General features: G+C 64.8%; 14 protein-coding genes. 9 read left to right on the top strand and 5 right to left on the bottom strand.

Going from position 1 to position 17,028, the window contains the following annotated elements; all coding sequences use genetic code 11:
• Positions 1-28 precede the first annotated feature (28 nt).
• On the top strand, positions 29-1,345 hold the full coding sequence (gene trhP, locus ACKLLE_RS05105) for a prephenate-dependent tRNA uridine(34) hydroxylase TrhP (RefSeq protein WP_279897280.1): 1,317 nt from the start codon (positions 29-31) through the stop codon (positions 1,343-1,345).
• Here trhP and pvdQ read toward each other — a convergent pair.
• Complete coding sequence (gene pvdQ / locus ACKLLE_RS05100; protein ID WP_420057071.1) at positions 1,335-3,680, bottom strand: bifunctional acylase PvdQ; 2,346 nt, start codon at positions 3,678-3,680, stop codon at positions 1,335-1,337. The genes trhP and pvdQ overlap by 11 nt on opposite strands.
• Before the next feature lie 177 nt (positions 3,681-3,857).
• On the opposite strand from pvdQ, the gene ACKLLE_RS05095 reads away from it, so the two are divergent.
• Complete coding sequence (locus tag ACKLLE_RS05095; protein WP_279897279.1) at positions 3,858-4,250, top strand: fe2+ zn2+ uptake regulation protein; 393 nt, start codon at positions 3,858-3,860, stop codon at positions 4,248-4,250.
• 41 nt (positions 4,251-4,291) lie between these two features.
• Here ACKLLE_RS05095 and ACKLLE_RS05090 read toward each other — a convergent pair whose 3' ends face one another.
• Positions 4,292-4,480, bottom strand: a complete 189-nt coding sequence (locus tag ACKLLE_RS05090) for a hypothetical protein (RefSeq protein ID WP_009401013.1) — start codon at positions 4,478-4,480, stop codon at positions 4,292-4,294.
• 160 nt (positions 4,481-4,640) lie between these two features.
• Here ACKLLE_RS05090 and ACKLLE_RS05085 point away from each other — a divergent pair, with 160 nt between their 5' ends.
• The 4 genes from ACKLLE_RS05085 (at position 4,641) to ACKLLE_RS05070 (ending at position 7,139) form a co-directional block, all read left to right on the top strand.
• Positions 4,641-5,099 carry a hypothetical protein gene (locus tag ACKLLE_RS05085; protein ID WP_420057070.1) on the top strand — a complete coding sequence of 153 codons (459 nt, stop codon included), beginning with the start codon at positions 4,641-4,643 and terminating at the stop codon, positions 5,097-5,099.
• A 298-nt stretch (positions 5,100-5,397) separates the two neighbouring features.
• Positions 5,398-5,778: a Mor transcription activator family protein gene (locus tag ACKLLE_RS05080; protein WP_064303244.1), complete on the top strand. Its 381-nt coding sequence runs from the start codon at positions 5,398-5,400 to the stop codon at positions 5,776-5,778.
• Between the two features lie 76 nt (positions 5,779-5,854).
• A complete protein-coding gene (locus ACKLLE_RS05075; RefSeq protein ID WP_420057069.1) occupies positions 5,855-6,499 on the top strand; it encodes a DUF2589 domain-containing protein in 645 nt (214 codons plus the stop codon).
• Between the two features lie 76 nt (positions 6,500-6,575).
• On the top strand, positions 6,576-7,139 hold the full coding sequence (locus tag ACKLLE_RS05070) for a DUF2589 domain-containing protein (protein WP_420057068.1): 564 nt from the start codon (positions 6,576-6,578) through the stop codon (positions 7,137-7,139).
• A 1-nt stretch (position 7,140) separates the two neighbouring features.
• Here ACKLLE_RS05070 and ACKLLE_RS05065 read toward each other — a convergent pair whose 3' ends face one another.
• Genes ACKLLE_RS05065 through ACKLLE_RS05055 form a run of 3 tightly spaced genes read right to left on the bottom strand, consistent with a single transcriptional unit; the run spans position 7,141 to position 13,263 of the window.
• Positions 7,141-10,821, bottom strand: coding sequence for a translocation/assembly module TamB domain-containing protein (locus tag ACKLLE_RS05065; RefSeq protein ID WP_420057067.1), 3,681 nt, complete (start codon positions 10,819-10,821; stop codon positions 7,141-7,143).
• Positions 10,818-12,557: an autotransporter assembly complex protein TamA gene (locus ACKLLE_RS05060; RefSeq protein WP_064303240.1), complete on the bottom strand. Its 1,740-nt coding sequence runs from the start codon at positions 12,555-12,557 to the stop codon at positions 10,818-10,820. The genes ACKLLE_RS05065 and ACKLLE_RS05060 overlap by 4 nt, the downstream gene beginning before the upstream one ends.
• Positions 12,558-12,612: 55 nt before the next feature.
• Positions 12,613-13,263 carry a GNAT family N-acetyltransferase gene (locus ACKLLE_RS05055; RefSeq protein WP_279897274.1) on the bottom strand — a complete coding sequence of 217 codons (651 nt, stop codon included), beginning with the start codon at positions 13,261-13,263 and terminating at the stop codon, positions 12,613-12,615.
• 213 nt (positions 13,264-13,476) lie between these two features.
• On the opposite strand from ACKLLE_RS05055, the gene xthA reads away from it, so the two are divergent.
• The 3 genes from xthA (at position 13,477) to ACKLLE_RS05040 (ending at position 16,970) form a co-directional block, all read left to right on the top strand.
• The gene (gene xthA / locus ACKLLE_RS05050) at positions 13,477-14,289 is read left to right on the top strand and encodes an exodeoxyribonuclease III (RefSeq protein ID WP_064303238.1); all 813 of its coding nucleotides are present in this window, start codon (positions 13,477-13,479) and stop codon (positions 14,287-14,289) included.
• A gap of 244 nt (positions 14,290-14,533) precedes the next feature.
• Positions 14,534-15,823, top strand: a complete 1,290-nt coding sequence (locus ACKLLE_RS05045; RefSeq protein WP_064303237.1) for a substrate-binding domain-containing protein — start codon at positions 14,534-14,536, stop codon at positions 15,821-15,823.
• 151 nt (positions 15,824-15,974) lie between these two features.
• On the top strand, positions 15,975-16,970 hold the full coding sequence (locus ACKLLE_RS05040; protein ID WP_064303236.1) for a TerC family protein: 996 nt from the start codon (positions 15,975-15,977) through the stop codon (positions 16,968-16,970).
• The last annotated feature ends 58 nt before the right edge of the window (positions 16,971-17,028 follow it).

Raw genomic sequence — 17,028 nt, 5'->3', positions numbered from 1 at the left:
CCGCGCCTTTTGCCCCGGTGCACCGACCATGACCAAGCCCGAACTGCTCGCCCCCGCCGGCACCCTGAAGAACATGCGCTACGCCTTCGCCTATGGCGCCGATGCCGTCTATGCCGGCCAGCCGCGCTACAGCCTGCGGGTGCGCAACAACGAGTTCGACCACGCCAACCTCGCCCTCGGCATCAAGGAAGCCCAGGCCCAGGGCAAACGGTTCTACGTGGTGGTCAACATCGCGCCGCACAACGCCAAGCTCAAGACCTTCCTCAAGGATCTGGAGCCGGTGATCGCCATGGCCCCGGATGCGCTGATCATGTCCGACCCGGGGCTGATCATGCTGGTGCGCGAGCATTTCCCGCAGATGCCGATCCACCTTTCGGTGCAGGCCAATACGGTGAACTGGGCCAGCGTGAAGTTCTGGAAGGGCCTGGGCCTGACCCGGGTGATCCTGTCGCGCGAGCTGTCCCTGGAAGAGATCGAGGAAATCCGCCAGCAGGTACCGGAGATGGAGCTGGAAGTCTTCGTCCATGGCGCACTGTGCATGGCCTATTCCGGGCGCTGCCTGCTGTCCGGCTACCTCAACCGCCGCGACGCCAACCAGGGCAGTTGCACCAACGCCTGTCGCTGGAAATACACCGCCAGCGAGGCCACCGAGAACGAAACCGGGGATATCGTCCGCGCCTTCGAGCCGGAACCGACCCTCGGTCTCGGTGCCCCCACCGAGCAGGTTTTCCTGCTCCAGGAAAGCAATCGCCCGGACGAAGACATGCCGGCCTTCGAGGACGAGCACGGCACCTACATCATGAATGCCAAGGACCTGCGCGCCGTGCAGCATGTCGAGCGCCTGGCGCGCATGGGCGTGCATTCGCTGAAGATCGAGGGACGCACCAAGTCGCATTTCTACTGCGCGCGCACCACCCAGGTGTACCGCCAGGCCATCGACGATGCGGTGGCCGGACGCGAATTCGACCGCTCGCTGATGCTCGACCTCGAATCCCTGGCCCAGCGCGGCTACACCGAAGGCTTCCTGCGCCGCCACGTGCATGACGAATACCAGAACTACCAGCGCGGCAACTCGGTGTCGGAGCGCCAGCAGTTCGTAGGCGAACTGACCGGTGAACGGGTCGACGGGCTGGCGCAAGTCCTGGTGAAGAACCGCTTCGCCCTGGGCGATCACCTGGAGTTGATGACCCCGGCTGGCAACTTCCACTTCGACCTGGCCGAACTGCGCGACCGCCACGGCAAACCGCTGCAGGTCGCCCCCGGCGACGGCCATGTGGTCTACCTGCCAGTACCCGGGCAGGCCGACCTGGCCTACGGCCTGCTGATGCGTGATGTCAACGGCTGACAGCGGCCTCACTCGGCAGCGGTTCGCCGATCGACTGCGTGCGGTACTGCGGATCGGCCTTGATCTGCGCTTCGGTGAAGGGTGTCGCGTGCCACTGACCAGCCGAGAACGCGCGGGTCTGGTCGCTGGCATGAGGCGAAGCGGCCTCGCTGGACTGCGAGAACACCAGCAGACCCTCGGCCTGCGGCCCCTTGTCGTCGAACGTCACCAGTTGCAGATAGCTGGTGCCGCTGACCACCCGGCGCTTGCCCGGCGCACCGTCGACGCTCTGGATCGCGTTGTACACGCCGAGATTGGCCGGGCCGCCGTGGATCGGCGTGCCGTCGGCGGCCTGCTGGATCTGGCCCCAGCGGGTCGCTTCGTCGGCACCGGCCACCCGCGCTGCCGAGGCCAGCGCTGCTTCGCGCAACATCTTCGCCACTGCGGCACGCTCCCAGGCCAGGCCACGCGGGGTGTGCATCGGATCGGCCGGATTGAATGCGACCCGCCAGAAGCCGCCTTTCTCCTGCAATGCCTGCATGATGATCTGGAAATGCACCAACCCAAGGCCGCTGTCCAGGCGGGCCCGGCCATCCCATCTGGCCAGCGAGGCACAGACGTTTCGCAGATTCGGATCGTCCCCCACCCCGGAACACCACTTGAGCAGATCCGGCAGCAACATCTCGGCCAGGTAGACCTGATCGTCCATCACCATCTGCTTGAGGTCTTCGGCTCCGAGCTTGCCCGGTTGCTGAAGACGGCTCAGGGCGAAGCGTGTGCGCGGACCAAGGGGAATCCCGTCCCGACTGACCAGCGGCGAAAAACCGGTCAACGGCTGTGCCGGATTGACCAGCCAGGCGCTGTCGTTGGCATGCTGGACGAAATCCCCGCGGCTTAACTGCGGCTGCATCTGCGCCGGGAAGATCCCCGGCTGCACGGCACGGGCGTCGACCTTCCAGTCGCAGGCGCTGCGCGAGCCGTCGAGCACGATCATCTCGGCGCCGGCCTTCGGGTCGCTGCAGCGGCCCAGCAGTTCGGCGTCAACGTAGGGCACCACCGACTGGTTGAGGTACAGGGTGCGGCCACCGGCATCGGTGGCCAGGGTGTTGACCCACGGAATACCCTGCAAACGCTGCACCGACGCCTGCAGGGCCGCGAGACTGTCGGCCTGGTTGAGCGCATGCCACTGTTGCAGCACCCGGGTGTTGCCGAGGTTGGCGTCCTGCACGCTGAAGGCCACGCCGGGCGTCCAGTCCAGGCGTCCCGGCCACTGCACCACAGGGCCGAAACGGGTGCTGAACAGTTCGCGGCTGATCTCGCGCAACTCCCCGTCTTCGCCCTTGACCGTGACCTTCAGCGTCTGCCGGTCCATCGGCAACGAGCGGCCATCGAACAGGTAGCGGGTCGGATCCGCCGGATCGAGTTGCAGGCGATGCAGGGTGAAATGTCGCGAGGCGTCCACGGTGTGGGTCCAGGCCAGATGACGGTTGAAGCCGATATTCACCAGCGGCAGGCCAGGCAGCGCCGCGCCCATGACGTCGAGCTGGCCCGGGATGGTCAGGTGCATCTGGTAGAAGCGCATGCCGCCATTCCAGGGGAAATGCGGATTGGCCAGGAGCATGCCGTGCCCCGTGCGCGATCGCTCGCTGCCCAGGGCAACGGCATTGCTGCCGCGCTCAAGGGCGAAGCGGCGCTGGTTTTCCAGGGCGACCTGCAGATCCTTAGGGTCGAACCGGGCGACCGTGCCCGGCGGCGTGGCACCTGCCACTGCTTCGGCGAACTGGCCGACCCCGCCCTCCACCAGCAGACGCCGGGTCAACCTGACCAGATCGAACGCAGTAATGGGGCGCAGCCACTCGGCTTGCTGGCATTCAGCCGGCAGGCCCTGTTCGCGACGCTCGGCCAGGGCACGGTTGAAGCCTTGGGCATAACCTTCCAGCAACGCCTGGATCGGCGCCGGCTGGGCTTGCCAGAACGCCGACACGGACTGCGGCGTGTTCAGCCAGGTGAAGAACAGATCGCTGGAGAGATTGCGCCGCTGTTCCAGGGTCCGCTGCTGCGGCCCGAACCAGCGCGAGCGCTGGCCGTTGACCGTGACGACCTCGTTGGCCAGCAGGCACAGGTTGTCCTGCCCGTAGGCATAGCCGATGCCATAGCCGAGGCCGCGCTCGTCGCGGGCAAGGATATGCGGCACACCGAAGGTGGTACGGCGGATTTCGGCGGAAACCGCCCCGGGATTGTCCCGGGCCTGGGCACACAGGCCGATACCGGCCAGCAGCAGGGCCAGGCAGAGCCTGGAGGAAGGGGGAATGGCGATCACGGGAACTCCTGCCGGAATCAGGCATAGCAAGGACATCCTGATAGAACGAAGTCCGGATGAAAAATTTACGGTAAAGGGGTGGCTGCTTCGTTACAGGTAGAAAGGCGGAATTTTTTTCCGCTCCAATTGCAGATTTGTCGCTCTCATTCGTCTTATAGGTTGGGAGCGTCATTTGAACGCAGGACAGACAGGCTCTGAAAAGGGAGTTTTTGCATGTACGACCAGCAACCGCAACCACCCCAGCCACTTCGCTTCAGACGCAGGACCAACGCCACGCTGCCGGCCAGGAACGAGGCAGCGGAAACCGAGGAACGTGCCGGCAACGAGCAGATCCGCGAGTTGCTGCGGGTATTCGGCCTGCGCACCAGCCTGATCCGCCTCAAGGTGATCGATGCCTTGCACACGGCCGATCGCGAAGGACGCGCCATTGGTGTGCGCGGCATCCACAGTCAATTGGAAAGGCTCGATATCCCGCTGTCGTTCCTGAGCGTTCGCGAGGTGCTCAAGCGCCTTTGCGTCGAAGGCGTGATCAGCATGGGCAGCGACAAATGCTACAGCCTCAACCCCCAGGCCCGCGCCGTTCTGGAGCAGGCCCCTTCGCGTTGAGCGACCGGCCGGCGTTGCGCCGGCCGCCCTGCTCTGCTCGGTCAGGGCTTGACCTTGCGCCGCAGAATGCCATTGATGACCACGAAAACCACGGCCAGGCCCATGGCGATGTACTGGAACATCTGCTCGGTGATCACCCCCTGCTTCTGCAGCCACGACAGGCCCAGCATGGCGGCCAGCAAGACCAGGGTCATCAGGATCGAGTATTTCAGGCGTTGCCCTTGAGTCATTGGAAAATCCTTGCAGCGATGGTGAAGGCCGATGAGCGACCGGGCGCAATGATACATCGCAGCCTCGCTCCGGAGGATCTTTTCCCTGTTTTTTCCGCAGGCACCAGCTGAAACCATGCTCGGCTCCGGGCCCAGGCCCTTCCCCGCGAGCCTTCATATCATGTCCTTGCGCACCCTTCTCGGCAGCCTGGTGCTGTCTACCTGCCTCGGCGCCCAGGCGCTGGAAACCGAAAACCGCAGCGAAACCGAGCTGATCGCCCTGGCCAGCAGCCTGGCGCAGACTGCCGGCAGCAGCCAGTGGCAGTTGCTTTGGCAGCGCAGCCGCGAAGCCGGACACCTGACGCCAGGCAAGGCGGCGCATTTCGTCGTGTCCCAGCAACGCATCGACGAACTGACCCGGGCCACCCTGTCGCGTCCCGATTCGGCGAGTGCGCAAAACCTGACCCGCGTGCAATACCGGCGCGACTTCCAGCCGCTGGTGGTCGGCAAGCTAGGCGGCACACCCCTTAGCGCCCTGTGCCTGACGGTCGACTGGCGCACCTTCCCCGAGGGGACTCGCGGTGACCCCGGGCCATGGATGGGCCAGGTCAGCCTGCTGGTCAGCCAACCTTGCCCTTGAGTCAGCCTTGAGCAACCACGCGCCCCTCTATCCGAGGGGCGCGCGAAGGGGCAGGGGCTACAGGCTCATCAGCAGGTTTCTGCCTACTTGATGTAATCACGATACTTACAGTGCTTTGACTTCTTGGCTACCGCTCCTGACCTGCTTGCTACCTAGCGACCACTGCAAGGCTGGTCGAGAATCGATCCCACGCCACCTGGCCAGCCCAGTGCTCGCTACCCATCCTGCACAACGCTCAAGCCTCGCCTGGCCCAGACAGAGACCCTTTTGCTCACGCCAGAAAAACAAGGACGTCAACATGCAATCATGTGACCTGAAGCGAATCGATATCGAGCAGCTCCCTCAATCCCTGCAGATGCTGATCGAGTGCATCGGCATCGAACATGCCTACCGCCTGACCCATATCTACGGCGGCCGACCCAAGTACATACCCAAGCATCGCGAACGCACTTCGCTGGCCGAGATCCTCCCGGCCGACGCTCTGGAAGCCCTGATCAAGCGCTATGCCGGCATGGCCCTGGAAATTCCCAAGTGCGACCACTTCAACCGCCAGTTGCGCAACCAGCAGATCCAGGAGGAAAGCTCCAACGGCCTGTCGCGCAGCGTACTGGCCAATAAATATGGGCTGAGCCTGCGCCAGATCGGCAACATCCGTCGCCAGGAAGCGCACTCACGCTAGAAAACCACTGCAGGGCACACGTTCGTGCCCCGCAGTCACCGCGCACTTTCGCGCAAGCAAGAGAAGGAATTCTTGAATGTCCATCGATAGCAGCCTTATCGGCTCGGTAATCAACGCACTGCCCCTGGACCGGATGATTTCCGGCCCCCTGCAAGCCATGATCCAGGCCCAGGTCACCGCCAGCAAAAGCTACGCGGACTTCCTCCTGGGGGTCTGTGTCAAGGACGGCAAGGCGGTCTCGATCCAGTTCGACTATGACGAGGCCATCACCGACGAACAGGGTGTCTACAAAGGCACCATGTCGCGCAAGATGCAGATCCCGCTGCTGGCGGCGGTTGCCCACCCGAACATCGTGATCGAGGAAGGCACCATCGACTTCGAGCTGACCATCAGCCAGAGCGCCGAAGACACCAAGGAAACCGCCGGTTCCGCGGAGTTCGGCGCGTCCCTGGGCTGGGGCCCGTTCAAGCTCGAGGTCAAGGGCCAGGTCAGCCACAAGTCGGCACAGACCCGCAAGACAGACACCCGGGCCCGCTATGCCATCAGTACCCGCATCGCCCGCCAGGATCCACCGGAAGCGTTGATGCGGGTGATCGACTTCCTCACCGAGGCAGCGACCAAGCCGATCACCTTGCCCAACAGCGAGACCAGCAACCCGGACGCACCGCCGACCGACAACGCGCTGCCTGATCCGAAGACCCAGGCAGCGCCGCCTGCCTGATCAGCATCCTCCGAACACGCACCACCGCCCCGCCTAGTGCGGGGCAACCTTTCATCCAAGCCAAGGAATGCCGCCCGTGGACCAGACGCCCCCGAAGGAACCCATCGCCACCAGTGACCTCTGCGATATCACCCGCGGTCTGCAGGAGGCCGCTTCCGCCACCACCGGGCTGATCGCCCAGCAGTACATCAGGCTGTTCGACCAGTTTTTCGACTACGACAGCCAGCAACTGGGCGCGCCGATGAAGGCGAAGATGGTCGAAGTGGCAATGGATGACCGGCACACCCTGAAGATCCCGCTGATCACCCTGGTTGCACCACGCGGACTGGCGCTGGAGCGGATGCAGGTGGACCTCTCGGTGAGGATCCAGAATACCCGCCCTGCCCCTGGCCAATGCAGCGACTCCGCGCACCAGCGCTTCTTCGTCAAGGTCGGCCAGCAGAACCGCCGCCAGGGCGAGGCGCGCGATCCGGACGAGGTACAGATCCGCATGCAGTTCCAGGCCTGCGAGCCGCCCGAAGCGCTGAACCGGCTGATCGAGGAGTACACCAACCTGATCTCGCCGTTCCGCCAGTCCGCCCCTGCCGACGGCCCGCCAACCTCCAGCAACGAGTTCATAGACGCCGCCACCGTGCGCTGAGCTAGAAATCCCGCTTGTAGAACAGGTCCAGGGAGCTGGCCACGCCACTGGCCGCTTCCAGGTACAGGCGCTTGCTCAGCAAATACCGCAGAGCGATGGTATTGGCCGGCTCGAACACGCCCACGCCGTAGCGCAAGCTCAATTTCTCGGTCAGGTTGCCGCTGGCTACCACAGCGGTGCTCTGCCCGCTGCCTTCGGTATCCAGCTGGAAGTCCTCGATGCCGAGGCTCGATGCCAGGCTGCCGGTGATTCCCGCACTTCCCGCCAGGCCAAGCCCCAGCGCCGCTTGCGCCAGCATATTGTTGTCCTCGCCGGTAGTGCTCAGCGGACGCCCCAGCACCAGGTACGACAGCGCCTGCTCCTGGCTCATCGCCGGTTCCGAGAACACCGTGGTGGTAGGCTGCTCGGCGCTGCCGGTGAGGCGGATGCCGGCGATGATATCGTCGGTCTTGCGGATCGCTTCGATGTCCAGGTAGGGCTGGTCGATAGGGCCGGCGAACAGCAGCCGGGCGCGGCGGATGGTCAGGCGCTGGCCGTAGGCACGATAGCGACCGTCGGCCAGGCTCAGTTCGCCGCGGGTATCGAGGTTATCGCCGATATGCACCTGGCCGAGCAGGTTGGCGGTCAGGCCGAAGCCGCTGAAGGCCAGCTTGTCCTGGCCGACCTGCACGTCGATATCCATCGCCACCTGCATCGGTGCCTTGCCTTCCTCGGTCTGCTGGCCAACGATCACCGTGTCCTCCGACACCTTGACCGTCGACGGGGGCAGCTCGCGTACGGTAATCGTGCCCTTGGGTACCAGCACCTTGCCGCTGACCGCCAAACGCTCGCCCTGCAGGCTGATCTTCAGGTCCGGCGCCACTTCCAGCGCCGCATAGGGCTCGACGCTGACCGGCAGGCGCTGGCCTTGCAGGGCCAGGTTGACCCTCAACGCCTGGCCCCAGCCGATCTCGCCACCCAGGCGGCCCTGGCCCAGCTCGCCGCTTTTCCAGTCGCCATTCAATTGCACCTGCTCGCCGGCGATCTGCGCCCGTACGCTCAGGTCACGCAGGCTGAGCGGCAGCTCGGCCCCTGCTACCTCGCCCCCCGACAGCACCAGGTTGCCATTGACCAGCGGCGCCAGCAGCGTGCCGGAAATCCGTCCGCTGCCATTCAACTGCCCGGCCAGGCGCTCGACCATCGGCACGAAGGGCCGCGCCACCGCGAGGTCAAGGCCGCTGAGGCTGAAATCGCCAATCAACGGTTTGTTGCGCGCCAGCGGATCGATACGTGCATTCAGGCTCAGCTCACCCAGGCGACCGCCACGGAAGTCCAACCGGGTATCGACCCGACGTGGGCCAAGGGTGCTGTCCAGGCGCAGGGCCTGGTAAGGGAAATCGACCCACTGGCCCTTCTCGCGGATGCGCAGGGTGCCACCACTGGCATCCACCTGCACCGAACCTTTCGGGCCACTGGCCGGCAGGTCGAGATTGATATCGGCATTCAACCGGCCCTGCCAGGCGAAGTCCTTCGGCAGCCATTGCGCCAGGCTTTCCAGCGGGAATTCCTTGAGGTGATAGCGAATCCGCGGCTCCGGTGCCAGGCGCTGCGGATCGCCACACAGGCTGGCCGGCCCGGAGCGCCAGCAGTGGGCACCGAAATCGATCTGCCCGTTGGCCAGGCGCTGCAAGGTGGCCGGCGCCTGCAGGCGCCAGTCCTGACCGCCGGCCTTGATTTCGCCCCTGGCCAGGCGTCCGCGCCAGTCGCCTTTTTTCTGGTCCAGTTGCCCGTCCAGGCCGAGGTCCAGCTTGAGTTGCGGACCATCGAGGGCAAGTTGCAACTGTTGCTGGCGGATATCGCCCTGGCCCTTGGCGGTCAGGGTACCCAGTGCCGTTTCGCCGGCGCGGATGCCGCTGGCATCGAGGTTGATCAGGGCTTTTTGTGCGCCATCGAGACGGGCGTCGAGATCGAGGGATTGCAGACGGTTTTCTGCCTGCGCCAGTTGCGTGCCTTGCAGTTTCAACTGACCTTGCGGCGCCTTGAGGGTGCCGGAGACATCCAGCCGCCCCTTGACCTGCCCTTGCAGTTGCGGCCAGAGCTGGCCGAGGCGCGGCAGGTTCAGGTCGATCTGCCCGGCGAGGCGCTGTTGCAGGCTGCCGCTGCCATTGATCCGGTTGTCGCCCAGGCGCACTTGCAGGGTGCCCAGGGTCCACTGCTCGCCCGCGCCTTCGGCCTTGAGCTGCAGCAGCGCAGGCTGGCCGCGCAGGCGGCCCTTGAGGTCGAGGTCAGCGTTCAGCGAGAGTTTTTCGTTCTTCAGCTCGCCCTTGCTGCGCAGCGGGCCGGCAAGCGTGCCGGGCATCTCCTTGAGCCAATAGGCCGGGTCGAGATTGGACAGATCCAAGGCCGCGTCCCAGGCCACGCCATCCGCGAAGGCCACGCTGACACTGCCGGCGGCCTTGCCCTGCCCCGCGTTCAGCACCAGTTGCGGCAGGCTGATGCGGCCAAGGTCACCCTTGAACGGACTGCTCAGGGTGAAGGCGCCGGCCGGCCCGTCGAGCTCGCCACTGAAATCGCCTTCATAGCTGCCATCGCGGTACTGCACTTGGGCCTTCAGGCGATGCAGCACTACCTGCGGCGCCTCGTCCAGCGGATAAAGACGCAGCCAGGGGAAATCCTGCCAGTCGAGGGTGGCCGTGGCAGCGAGGGCGTTTTCCCAATTGGCCGTGGCGGTCAGGGCCAGGCGCTGCTCGGCGCTGGCGGTCAGGTCCAGCCCGGCCACTTCGGCGCCCTTGGCATCGACCCGGCCACGCAGGGCCAGGTTGATCGGGCCGTCCCGAGCGGCGAGATTGCCAGCGCCAACCAACTGGTAACCGGCCTTGAGATCACCATGGGCAGTCAGTTCCAGTTGCTGGAACAGCAAGGTGTCCGGCAGGCTGGCGGCAGCCTTGAAGTCCCTGGCGCTGAGATGGACCTGGGCCGGCAGGTTTTCCGCCAAGGGTTGCAATTGGCCGCTCAGGCGGCCTTGCAGGTAGCCACTGCTGTCGGCCTGCAGGTCGAGGCTCTTCTGCAGATCGCCTTTGACCTGCAACGCCAGTTGCCAGGCCTGGCCATCTACCGCCGGCAACTGCAACTGGCCCTCGGCCTGCAATGGCCAGTCGCCGCTGGGTTGCAGCAGGCCTTGCAGGGTCAGGTGCAGGTCGTCGCGCTTGAGGTCGAGGCTGTCGATCTTCAGGCCTTCGCGGGTCCAGTGGGCGGCGAGGGTCAGGCCACTGAGTTGCTCGGCGCCGTCAAGGCGCAACACACCGACCTGGACTTCGCCCAGCTCGATGGCCAGCGGCAGATCGAGGTCCGGCAGTTTCAGCGGACCGCTGTCCGGATCGGTTTCGGTGGGCGCGAAGGCCAGCTCGATCTGCGCGGCGTGCAGCTTGTCCACGCACAGAGTCCGGCGCAGCAGGCAGCCGGGCGTCCATTCAAGCAGCGGCGCGGTCAGTTCGACGCGGTCCTCACCGGACTGCCAGACCAGCTTTTCCGCCTGCCACAAACCGGCCAGACGCCCCTGGAAACCGTCCACCTGCAAGCCGGGCACCAGGCCCAGGGCCCAACGGCTGCCCGCTTGCGTACCCAGCACCAGGCCCAAGGCCAGGGTTATCAGAACCAACACTGCGAACAGGCTGATCGCACTCCATTTCGCTACCCGTTTCACAGCTCTGGTCCCATCGAGAAGTGCAGTCGAATCCCGCCGTCGTCGTCCAGCGCCTTGGCCAGGTCCAGACGCAGCGGCCCCACCGGGGAAATCCAGCGCACGCCGAAGCCGACGCCGGTCTTGAGGCTGGGGAGTTCGAGATTGTTGAAGGAGTTGCCCTGGTCGACGAAGGTCGCCACCCGCCACTTATCGGCGATCTGGTACTGGTATTCGGCACTGGCCGCGACCATGTAGCGACCGCCGATGCGATCGCCGTCGCTGTTGGTCGGCGACAGGGTCTGGTAATCGTAGCCGCGCACGCTCTGGTCGCCACCGGCGAAGAAGCGCAGGGATGGCGGTACGGATTTGTAACCGTTGGTGGCGCTGCCACCGAACTGGGCACGACCGAGGAAACGGTGCTTGTCCGCAAGGGTGGTCAGGCCCTTGACCAGCACCGTGCCGTTGAGCAGGTTGGTGTCGGACATCAGCCCTTCCTTGGCCACCCGCGCATCGAATTGCAGGCGGTAGCCGTTGTGCGGATCGATACGGTTGTCGCTGCGCAGGTAGCTGTAGCTGACGCCGGGCATCAGCAGCGTACTCAGCCCGGAATCGTCACCCAGGCGATATTCCTCGCGCTGCCATTTCAGCGACAGCACGCGCTGCCAGCCGCTGGGCAGCTTGCTGTGCCATTCCGGGCCGACGGTGAGCAATTTACTCAAGGTATCGGTGCCGGCGATCTCTTCATATTGATAGCCGCCGGCATAGCGCAGCTTGTCGGTCAGCGGCGGGTCGAGGGGCACGTCGTACCACAGGCCGATATTCTGCCGAGGAGCCGAAACCTCGCTTTCGATCCCGTAGCTGTGGCCTTGCGGGTTGACCCAGTGGCGAGTCCAGTTGGCCTTCACCCGCGGCCCGACGTCGGTCGAATAGCCAAGGCCGAGGCCCATGGTTCGCGGCTTGCGCGCCTGCACGTCGACGGCCACCGGGATACTCTGGCCTTGCGCCGCCGTGGGTGCGGCATCGACCCGCACGCCTTCGAAGTAACCACTGGATTGCAGGGCGTTGTTCAGTTCGGCGATCAACTCGGAGTCGTAGGGCGTGCCTTCCTTGAACGGCACCATGCGTTGCAGAAGGTCTTCATCGAAGGGCGAATCGCCGTCGAACGTCACCTTGCCCAGGCTATAGCGCGGGCCGCTATCGTAGACCAGTTCGATATCGGCGACCCCGGCGGCAGGGTCCACCGCCAGGCGATTGCTGGTGAAGTGGCCCTTGAAGAAGCCATAGCGCGAGGCCTGGTTCTGGATCAGGCGCTTGGCGTCCTCGTAGCTGCCATGATTGAGCACCGCGCCGCTGCGCAGCGCCTTGCTGTCGGGGATGCGAAAGGCCTTGAGCTGGCTGGCCGGGCCGTCGATGCGCACCTTGACGTTACGCAGGTGAATGGGTTCGCCGGGTTCGATGGTCAGGCGCAGGCGTGGCCCCTTGTCCTCGTCGCGAGGCGGCAGCACCTCGCTGTCGATCCGGGCCTGGTAGTAACCCAGGGCCTGGGCGGCCTTGCGCGCCTGCTCCTCGGCGCCACGACTGAAGCGCAGCAGCGCCTCTTCGTCACGCTCGCCGAGGCTTCCGATATAACCCTCGACATTGGCCTTGAGTGCGGTGTTGGCGGGCTTGATGCGAACGACCAGTTCGCTCTGTGCGGCGGCAAGGCTGCTGGCCAGGCACAGGATCAAACCCAGGGAAAAGCGTCCTGAATACGTCATGGGCACGGATGCTACCAGAGCCGGCTGACGGCTTGCATGTCGAAAGCCGTCCGGATCAGGCCGGAGCCAGGGCGATCCTCTGCGGAGCGGGATGGAAAAACACATGCTCGCGGATCGGCCCGACGGCCACTTCACCGATTTCCAGGTAGCCCTGGCGGCGGTAGAAATCCAGGTAGTGCTCGTTGCCGGTGTCGAGCACCACGCCGCGGGAACTCTCGTCTGCGGCGCACCAATCGTGCACCGCAGCCAGCAATTGTTCGCCATAGTGCCGGCCCTGGAACTGCGGATGGATACCCAGCAGCGGCAGGATATGCACGGCGTCGCCGGGCAGGCAGGCCAGCAAGGCCGCGCGGTATTCGAGGTAGCGGCGGGTACAGCGCACACCGGCCGACAGCATCATGCGCAGACGCCAGGCCCAGCTCTCGGTCACGCCGAGGCGGCGTACCGGCGGGGAGATCAGGGCGATACCGATCAGGCGGTCTTCCACCAGCAGGCCGAGGGCAGGCAGGTCCTGCAGGAAATGCTGGCGCACCCGCTCACGAACCAGGGCGCGCACGCGTTGCTCGAAACCCGGGCGCTCGGCTTCGAACAGGTAGGCGTAGGTGGGTTCGTGGCGGTAGGCGTGGTAGAGCAGAGAACGCGCTTCACGGCTGTAACCGCCGTCGAGCAGACGCACTTCGGCCGGCGCGGGGGTCGATTGGGGCATGGTCGCGGATCTCCTGATGGCAGTTGGGCATTGCTCTTTGAGGGGTGGGCTGCGCCAACGTTCCTTCCTGATGGGGTTGGAGTATAGGAGGGAATCACAAGGTGCTCAGGGACGGAGTCGGGTGTGATAACGATGCTCTTCCAGTGCCCTCGAGGCTGGCCCCTGCCGCCCGACTCAGCTAGCATCCTGCCTTTTCCCCAGGATTGCCCTTCCATGAAGATCGTCTCGTTCAACATCAACGGCCTGCGCGCCCGGCCCCATCAGTTGGCGGCGTTGATCGACAAGCACCAGCCGGATGTGATCGGCCTGCAGGAAACCAAGGTCTCCGACGATCAGTTCCCGCTCGCCGAGGTGCAGGCCCTCGGTTACCACGTGCATTACCACGGCCAGAAAGGCCATTACGGCGTCGCCCTGCTCTCGCGCCAGGCGCCGCTGAGCCTGGTCAAGGGTTTCTCCACCGATGAAGAAGATGCCCAGCGCCGCTTCATCTGGGGCACCTTCGCCGATGACCAGGGCAACCCGGTGACCATCATGAACGGTTACTTCCCCCAGGGCGAAAGCCGCGACCACCCCACCAAGTTCCCGGCCAAGCAGCGTTTCTATGCCGACCTGCAGAACCTGCTGGAAAGCGAGTTCAGGAACGACCAGCCGCTGATCGTGATGGGCGACGTGAATATCTCCCCGGAGGATTGCGACATCGGCATCGGCCCGGACAACGCCAAGCGCTGGTTGAAGACCGGCAAATGCAGCTTCCTGCCGGAAGAGCGCGAGTGGATGGCCAGGCTCAAGGGCTGGGGCCTGACCGACAGCTTCCGCCACCTGCATCCGGAAGTGGTCGATCAGTTCAGCTGGTTCGACTATCGCAGCCGGGGCTTCGAGGATGAACCGAAACGCGGGCTGCGCATCGATCTGATCCTCACCTCCGATGCGCTGTTGCCGCGGGTCAAGGCGGCGGGTGTGGACTATGAACTGCGCGGGATGGAAAAGCCGTCCGACCATGCGCCGATCTGGCTTGAATTGAGCTGACAACACGGTTCGAATGTGGGAGCGGGTTTACCCGCGATTACGGTAGTGAATTCACCGACGCTATCGCGGGTGAACCCGCTCCCACAGAGTCCGAGTCTTACTTTAGAAGTATTCTCTAGCGTGACAGCGCAGCCTGAAAGGCCGGGCCGACTCCACAAGGTCCCACGCCACAGCCGTCATTTTTATTTCATCTTCCTGTCTTAATCTGCCGCCACCTTCGTCCCTTCGAGAGTGCCTTCCGGCAATGATCCGCGCCTGCGCCCTGCTCCTCGCCCTGCTCGCACCCCTGGCAGTTGCCGATACCCTGCGCATCCAGGGTTCCAACACCATCGGCGCAGCCCTGGCCCCGGCACTGGTGCGCGGACTCCTGGAGAGCCAGGGCATCAGCGATATCCGCACGGAGCCCGGCGCCCGGGCCAATGAAGTGCGCATCAGCGCCGGCGATATCCAAGTGGACATCGCCGCCCACGGCACCAGCACCGGTTTCGCCGCACTCAAGGCCGGCAGCGCCGACCTGGCGGCTGCCTCGCGCCCGATCAAGGACAGCGAGCAGGCCGAACTCCAGGCCCTGGGCAACCTGACCAGTGCCGAAGCCGAGCAGGTCATCGGCCTCGACGGCGTCGCGGTGCTGGTCCACCCTGACAACCCTCTGCCGCAACTGACCATCGAGCAACTGGCGAAGATCTTTTCCGGGCAGATCACCACCTGGGAAGCACTCGGCGTCGGCGGCGGACCGATCCGCCTGTATGCCCGTGACGACCGCTCCGGCACCTGGGAAACCTTCAAGAGCCTGGTACTCGATCCGCACCAGCAGGTCCTGGCCGTTAATACCCGGCGCTTCGAATCCGGCGAAGAACTCAGCGAAGCCGTGCGCAACGACCGCCATGCCATCGGTTTCAGCAGCCTGAGCACGGTGCACGGCGCGCGGGTCCTGGCGGTCGCCGACGGTGCCTCGCGGGCGATGCTGCCGAGCCCGGAACAGATCGCCAGCGAGGATTACCCGCTGACGCGTCGCCTGTACTTCTACCTGCCGCCGGCACAGCACAATCCCCTCGCCCGTGCCCTGCTGGCGTTCAGCCAAAGCCCGCAGGGCCAGGCCATCGTCGCCAGCAACGGTTTTATCGACCAGCGCGTGCGCACTATCGACGAACAGCCCCAGGCGGACATGCCGCCGAGCTACCGCCGCCTGTCCAGCGAAGCCAGGCGGCTGTCGGTCAACTTCCGCTTCCAGGAAGGCAGCGCGACGCTCGACAACAAGGCCCTGCGCGACATCCAGCGGCTGGCCGAGTACCTCAAGCAGAACCGCAAGCTGGACAACAAGGTGGTGCTGGTGGGCTTCGGCGATGCCAAGGATGACGCCCGTCGCGCCGACCTGCTGTCGCGTCTGCGCGCAATGGCGGTGCGCCGCGAACTGGTCAGGGCCGGCGTGACCCTGCGCGATGTCATCGGCCTCGGCGCCGAGCTGCCGGTGGCGGCCAATACCGACACCCAGGGCCGGATCCGCAATCGCCGTGTCGAAGCCTGGGTCTACTGAAGGAAACTTCGCCAGCTCTTGTAAGACCTTGTAACGCTCTCGCCCTGGCCCGTGCCAATCCCCGGCTAGTCTGAAAGGTGTGACACCGGGCCCCTCTGACGGTCATTCGACCGCCATGTCGGAGTCACTTCCACGACATAGGGAGGGGCTCATGACAGCTCTGCATGATTTCATCAATGCCGAATTCCTCGGCACCAGCGGCCTGCTTTGGCTGGCCTTCGTCGTTATCGTCGTCGCCCTGCTGGTCCTCGACCTCGGGGTGCTGCACCGCGACCAGCGCGAAATCGAGATGCGCGAGAGCCTGCTGCTCTACGCCGGTTACTTCAGTGTCGGGCTGATGTTCGGTGGCTGGATCTGGTACGAACTCGGCGCCCAGAGCGCTTTGGAGTTCTACACCGGCTTGCTGGTGGAACAGTCGCTGTCGATGGACAACGTCTTCGTCATGGCGATGATCTTCGGCTACTTCGGCATTCCCCGACGCTACCAGCACCGCGTGCTGTTCTGGGGGATTCTCGGGGTGGTGGTGTTGCGGGCGATCATGATCGGCGTCGGCAGCGCCCTGGTGAAGGAGTTCGACTGGATTCTCTACGTGTTCGGTGCCTTCCTGCTGATCACCGGGGTGAAGATGCTGTTCAGCCGCGAGGATTCGCATCCGGACCTGGCCAATAATCCGATGATCAGGTTCATCAAGAAACATGTGCGGGTTACCGACCGCCTGCATGACGCGCACTTCTTCGTGCGCCTGACGCCGCCGGGCGGGTCGAAGGCGATTCTCTACGCCACGCCGCTGTTCCTGGCCCTGGTGCTGATCGAACTGGCCGACCTGGTGTTCGCCGTGGACAGCGTGCCGGCGATCTTCTCCATCACCCAGGACCCGTTCATCGTCTACACCTCGAACATCTTCGCCATTCTGGGCCTGCGGGCGCTGTACTTTGCCCTGGCGGCGCTGATGCACCGGTTCGTCTACCTGAAGTACGCGCTGGCGCTGGTGCTGATCTTCATCGGCGGGAAGATCTTCCTGCACGGCTTCATCGGCAAGATCCCGGCGCTGGTGTCGCTGGGGGTGACCTTCGGCTTGCTGGCGGGAGGGGTGGTGTTGTCGCTGTTCAAGACCCGGGATGAGAAATCACCCCAAAAAGAAGGCTGATCACCGTATTCTGTGGGAGCGGGGGGGGCCCCCCCCGCGGGGGGGGGGGGCCCCCCCC

Source organism: Pseudomonas bharatica, from assembly GCF_048586865.1.
GTDB lineage: Bacteria > Pseudomonadota > Gammaproteobacteria > Pseudomonadales > Pseudomonadaceae > Aquipseudomonas > Aquipseudomonas bharatica.
The sequence above is the reverse complement of the archived record's forward strand: the minus strand, read 5'-3'. Positions and strand labels throughout refer to the sequence as shown.

Bases quoted from the DNA above. Each gene is read 5' to 3' on its own strand.
- trhP (WP_279897280.1), top strand. From the start codon at position 29: ATGACCAAGCCCGAACTGCTCGCCCCCGCCGGCACCCTGAAGAACATG.
- pvdQ (WP_420057071.1), bottom strand. From the start codon at position 3,680: ATGTCCTTGCTATGCCTGATTCCGGCAGGAGTTCCCGTGATCGCCATT.
- ACKLLE_RS05095 (WP_279897279.1), top strand. From the start codon at position 3,858: ATGTACGACCAGCAACCGCAACCACCCCAGCCACTTCGCTTCAGACGC.
- ACKLLE_RS05090 (WP_009401013.1), bottom strand. From the start codon at position 4,480: ATGACTCAAGGGCAACGCCTGAAATACTCGATCCTGATGACCCTGGTC.
- ACKLLE_RS05085 (WP_420057070.1), top strand. From the start codon at position 4,641: ATGTCCTTGCGCACCCTTCTCGGCAGCCTGGTGCTGTCTACCTGCCTC.
- ACKLLE_RS05080 (WP_064303244.1), top strand. From the start codon at position 5,398: ATGCAATCATGTGACCTGAAGCGAATCGATATCGAGCAGCTCCCTCAA.
- ACKLLE_RS05075 (WP_420057069.1), top strand. From the start codon at position 5,855: ATGTCCATCGATAGCAGCCTTATCGGCTCGGTAATCAACGCACTGCCC.
- ACKLLE_RS05060 (WP_064303240.1), bottom strand. From the start codon at position 12,557: ATGACGTATTCAGGACGCTTTTCCCTGGGTTTGATCCTGTGCCTGGCC.
- ACKLLE_RS05055 (WP_279897274.1), bottom strand. From the start codon at position 13,263: ATGCCCCAATCGACCCCCGCGCCGGCCGAAGTGCGTCTGCTCGACGGC.
- xthA (WP_064303238.1), top strand. From the start codon at position 13,477: ATGAAGATCGTCTCGTTCAACATCAACGGCCTGCGCGCCCGGCCCCAT.
- ACKLLE_RS05045 (WP_064303237.1), top strand. From the start codon at position 14,534: ATGATCCGCGCCTGCGCCCTGCTCCTCGCCCTGCTCGCACCCCTGGCA.
- ACKLLE_RS05040 (WP_064303236.1), top strand. From the start codon at position 15,975: ATGACAGCTCTGCATGATTTCATCAATGCCGAATTCCTCGGCACCAGC.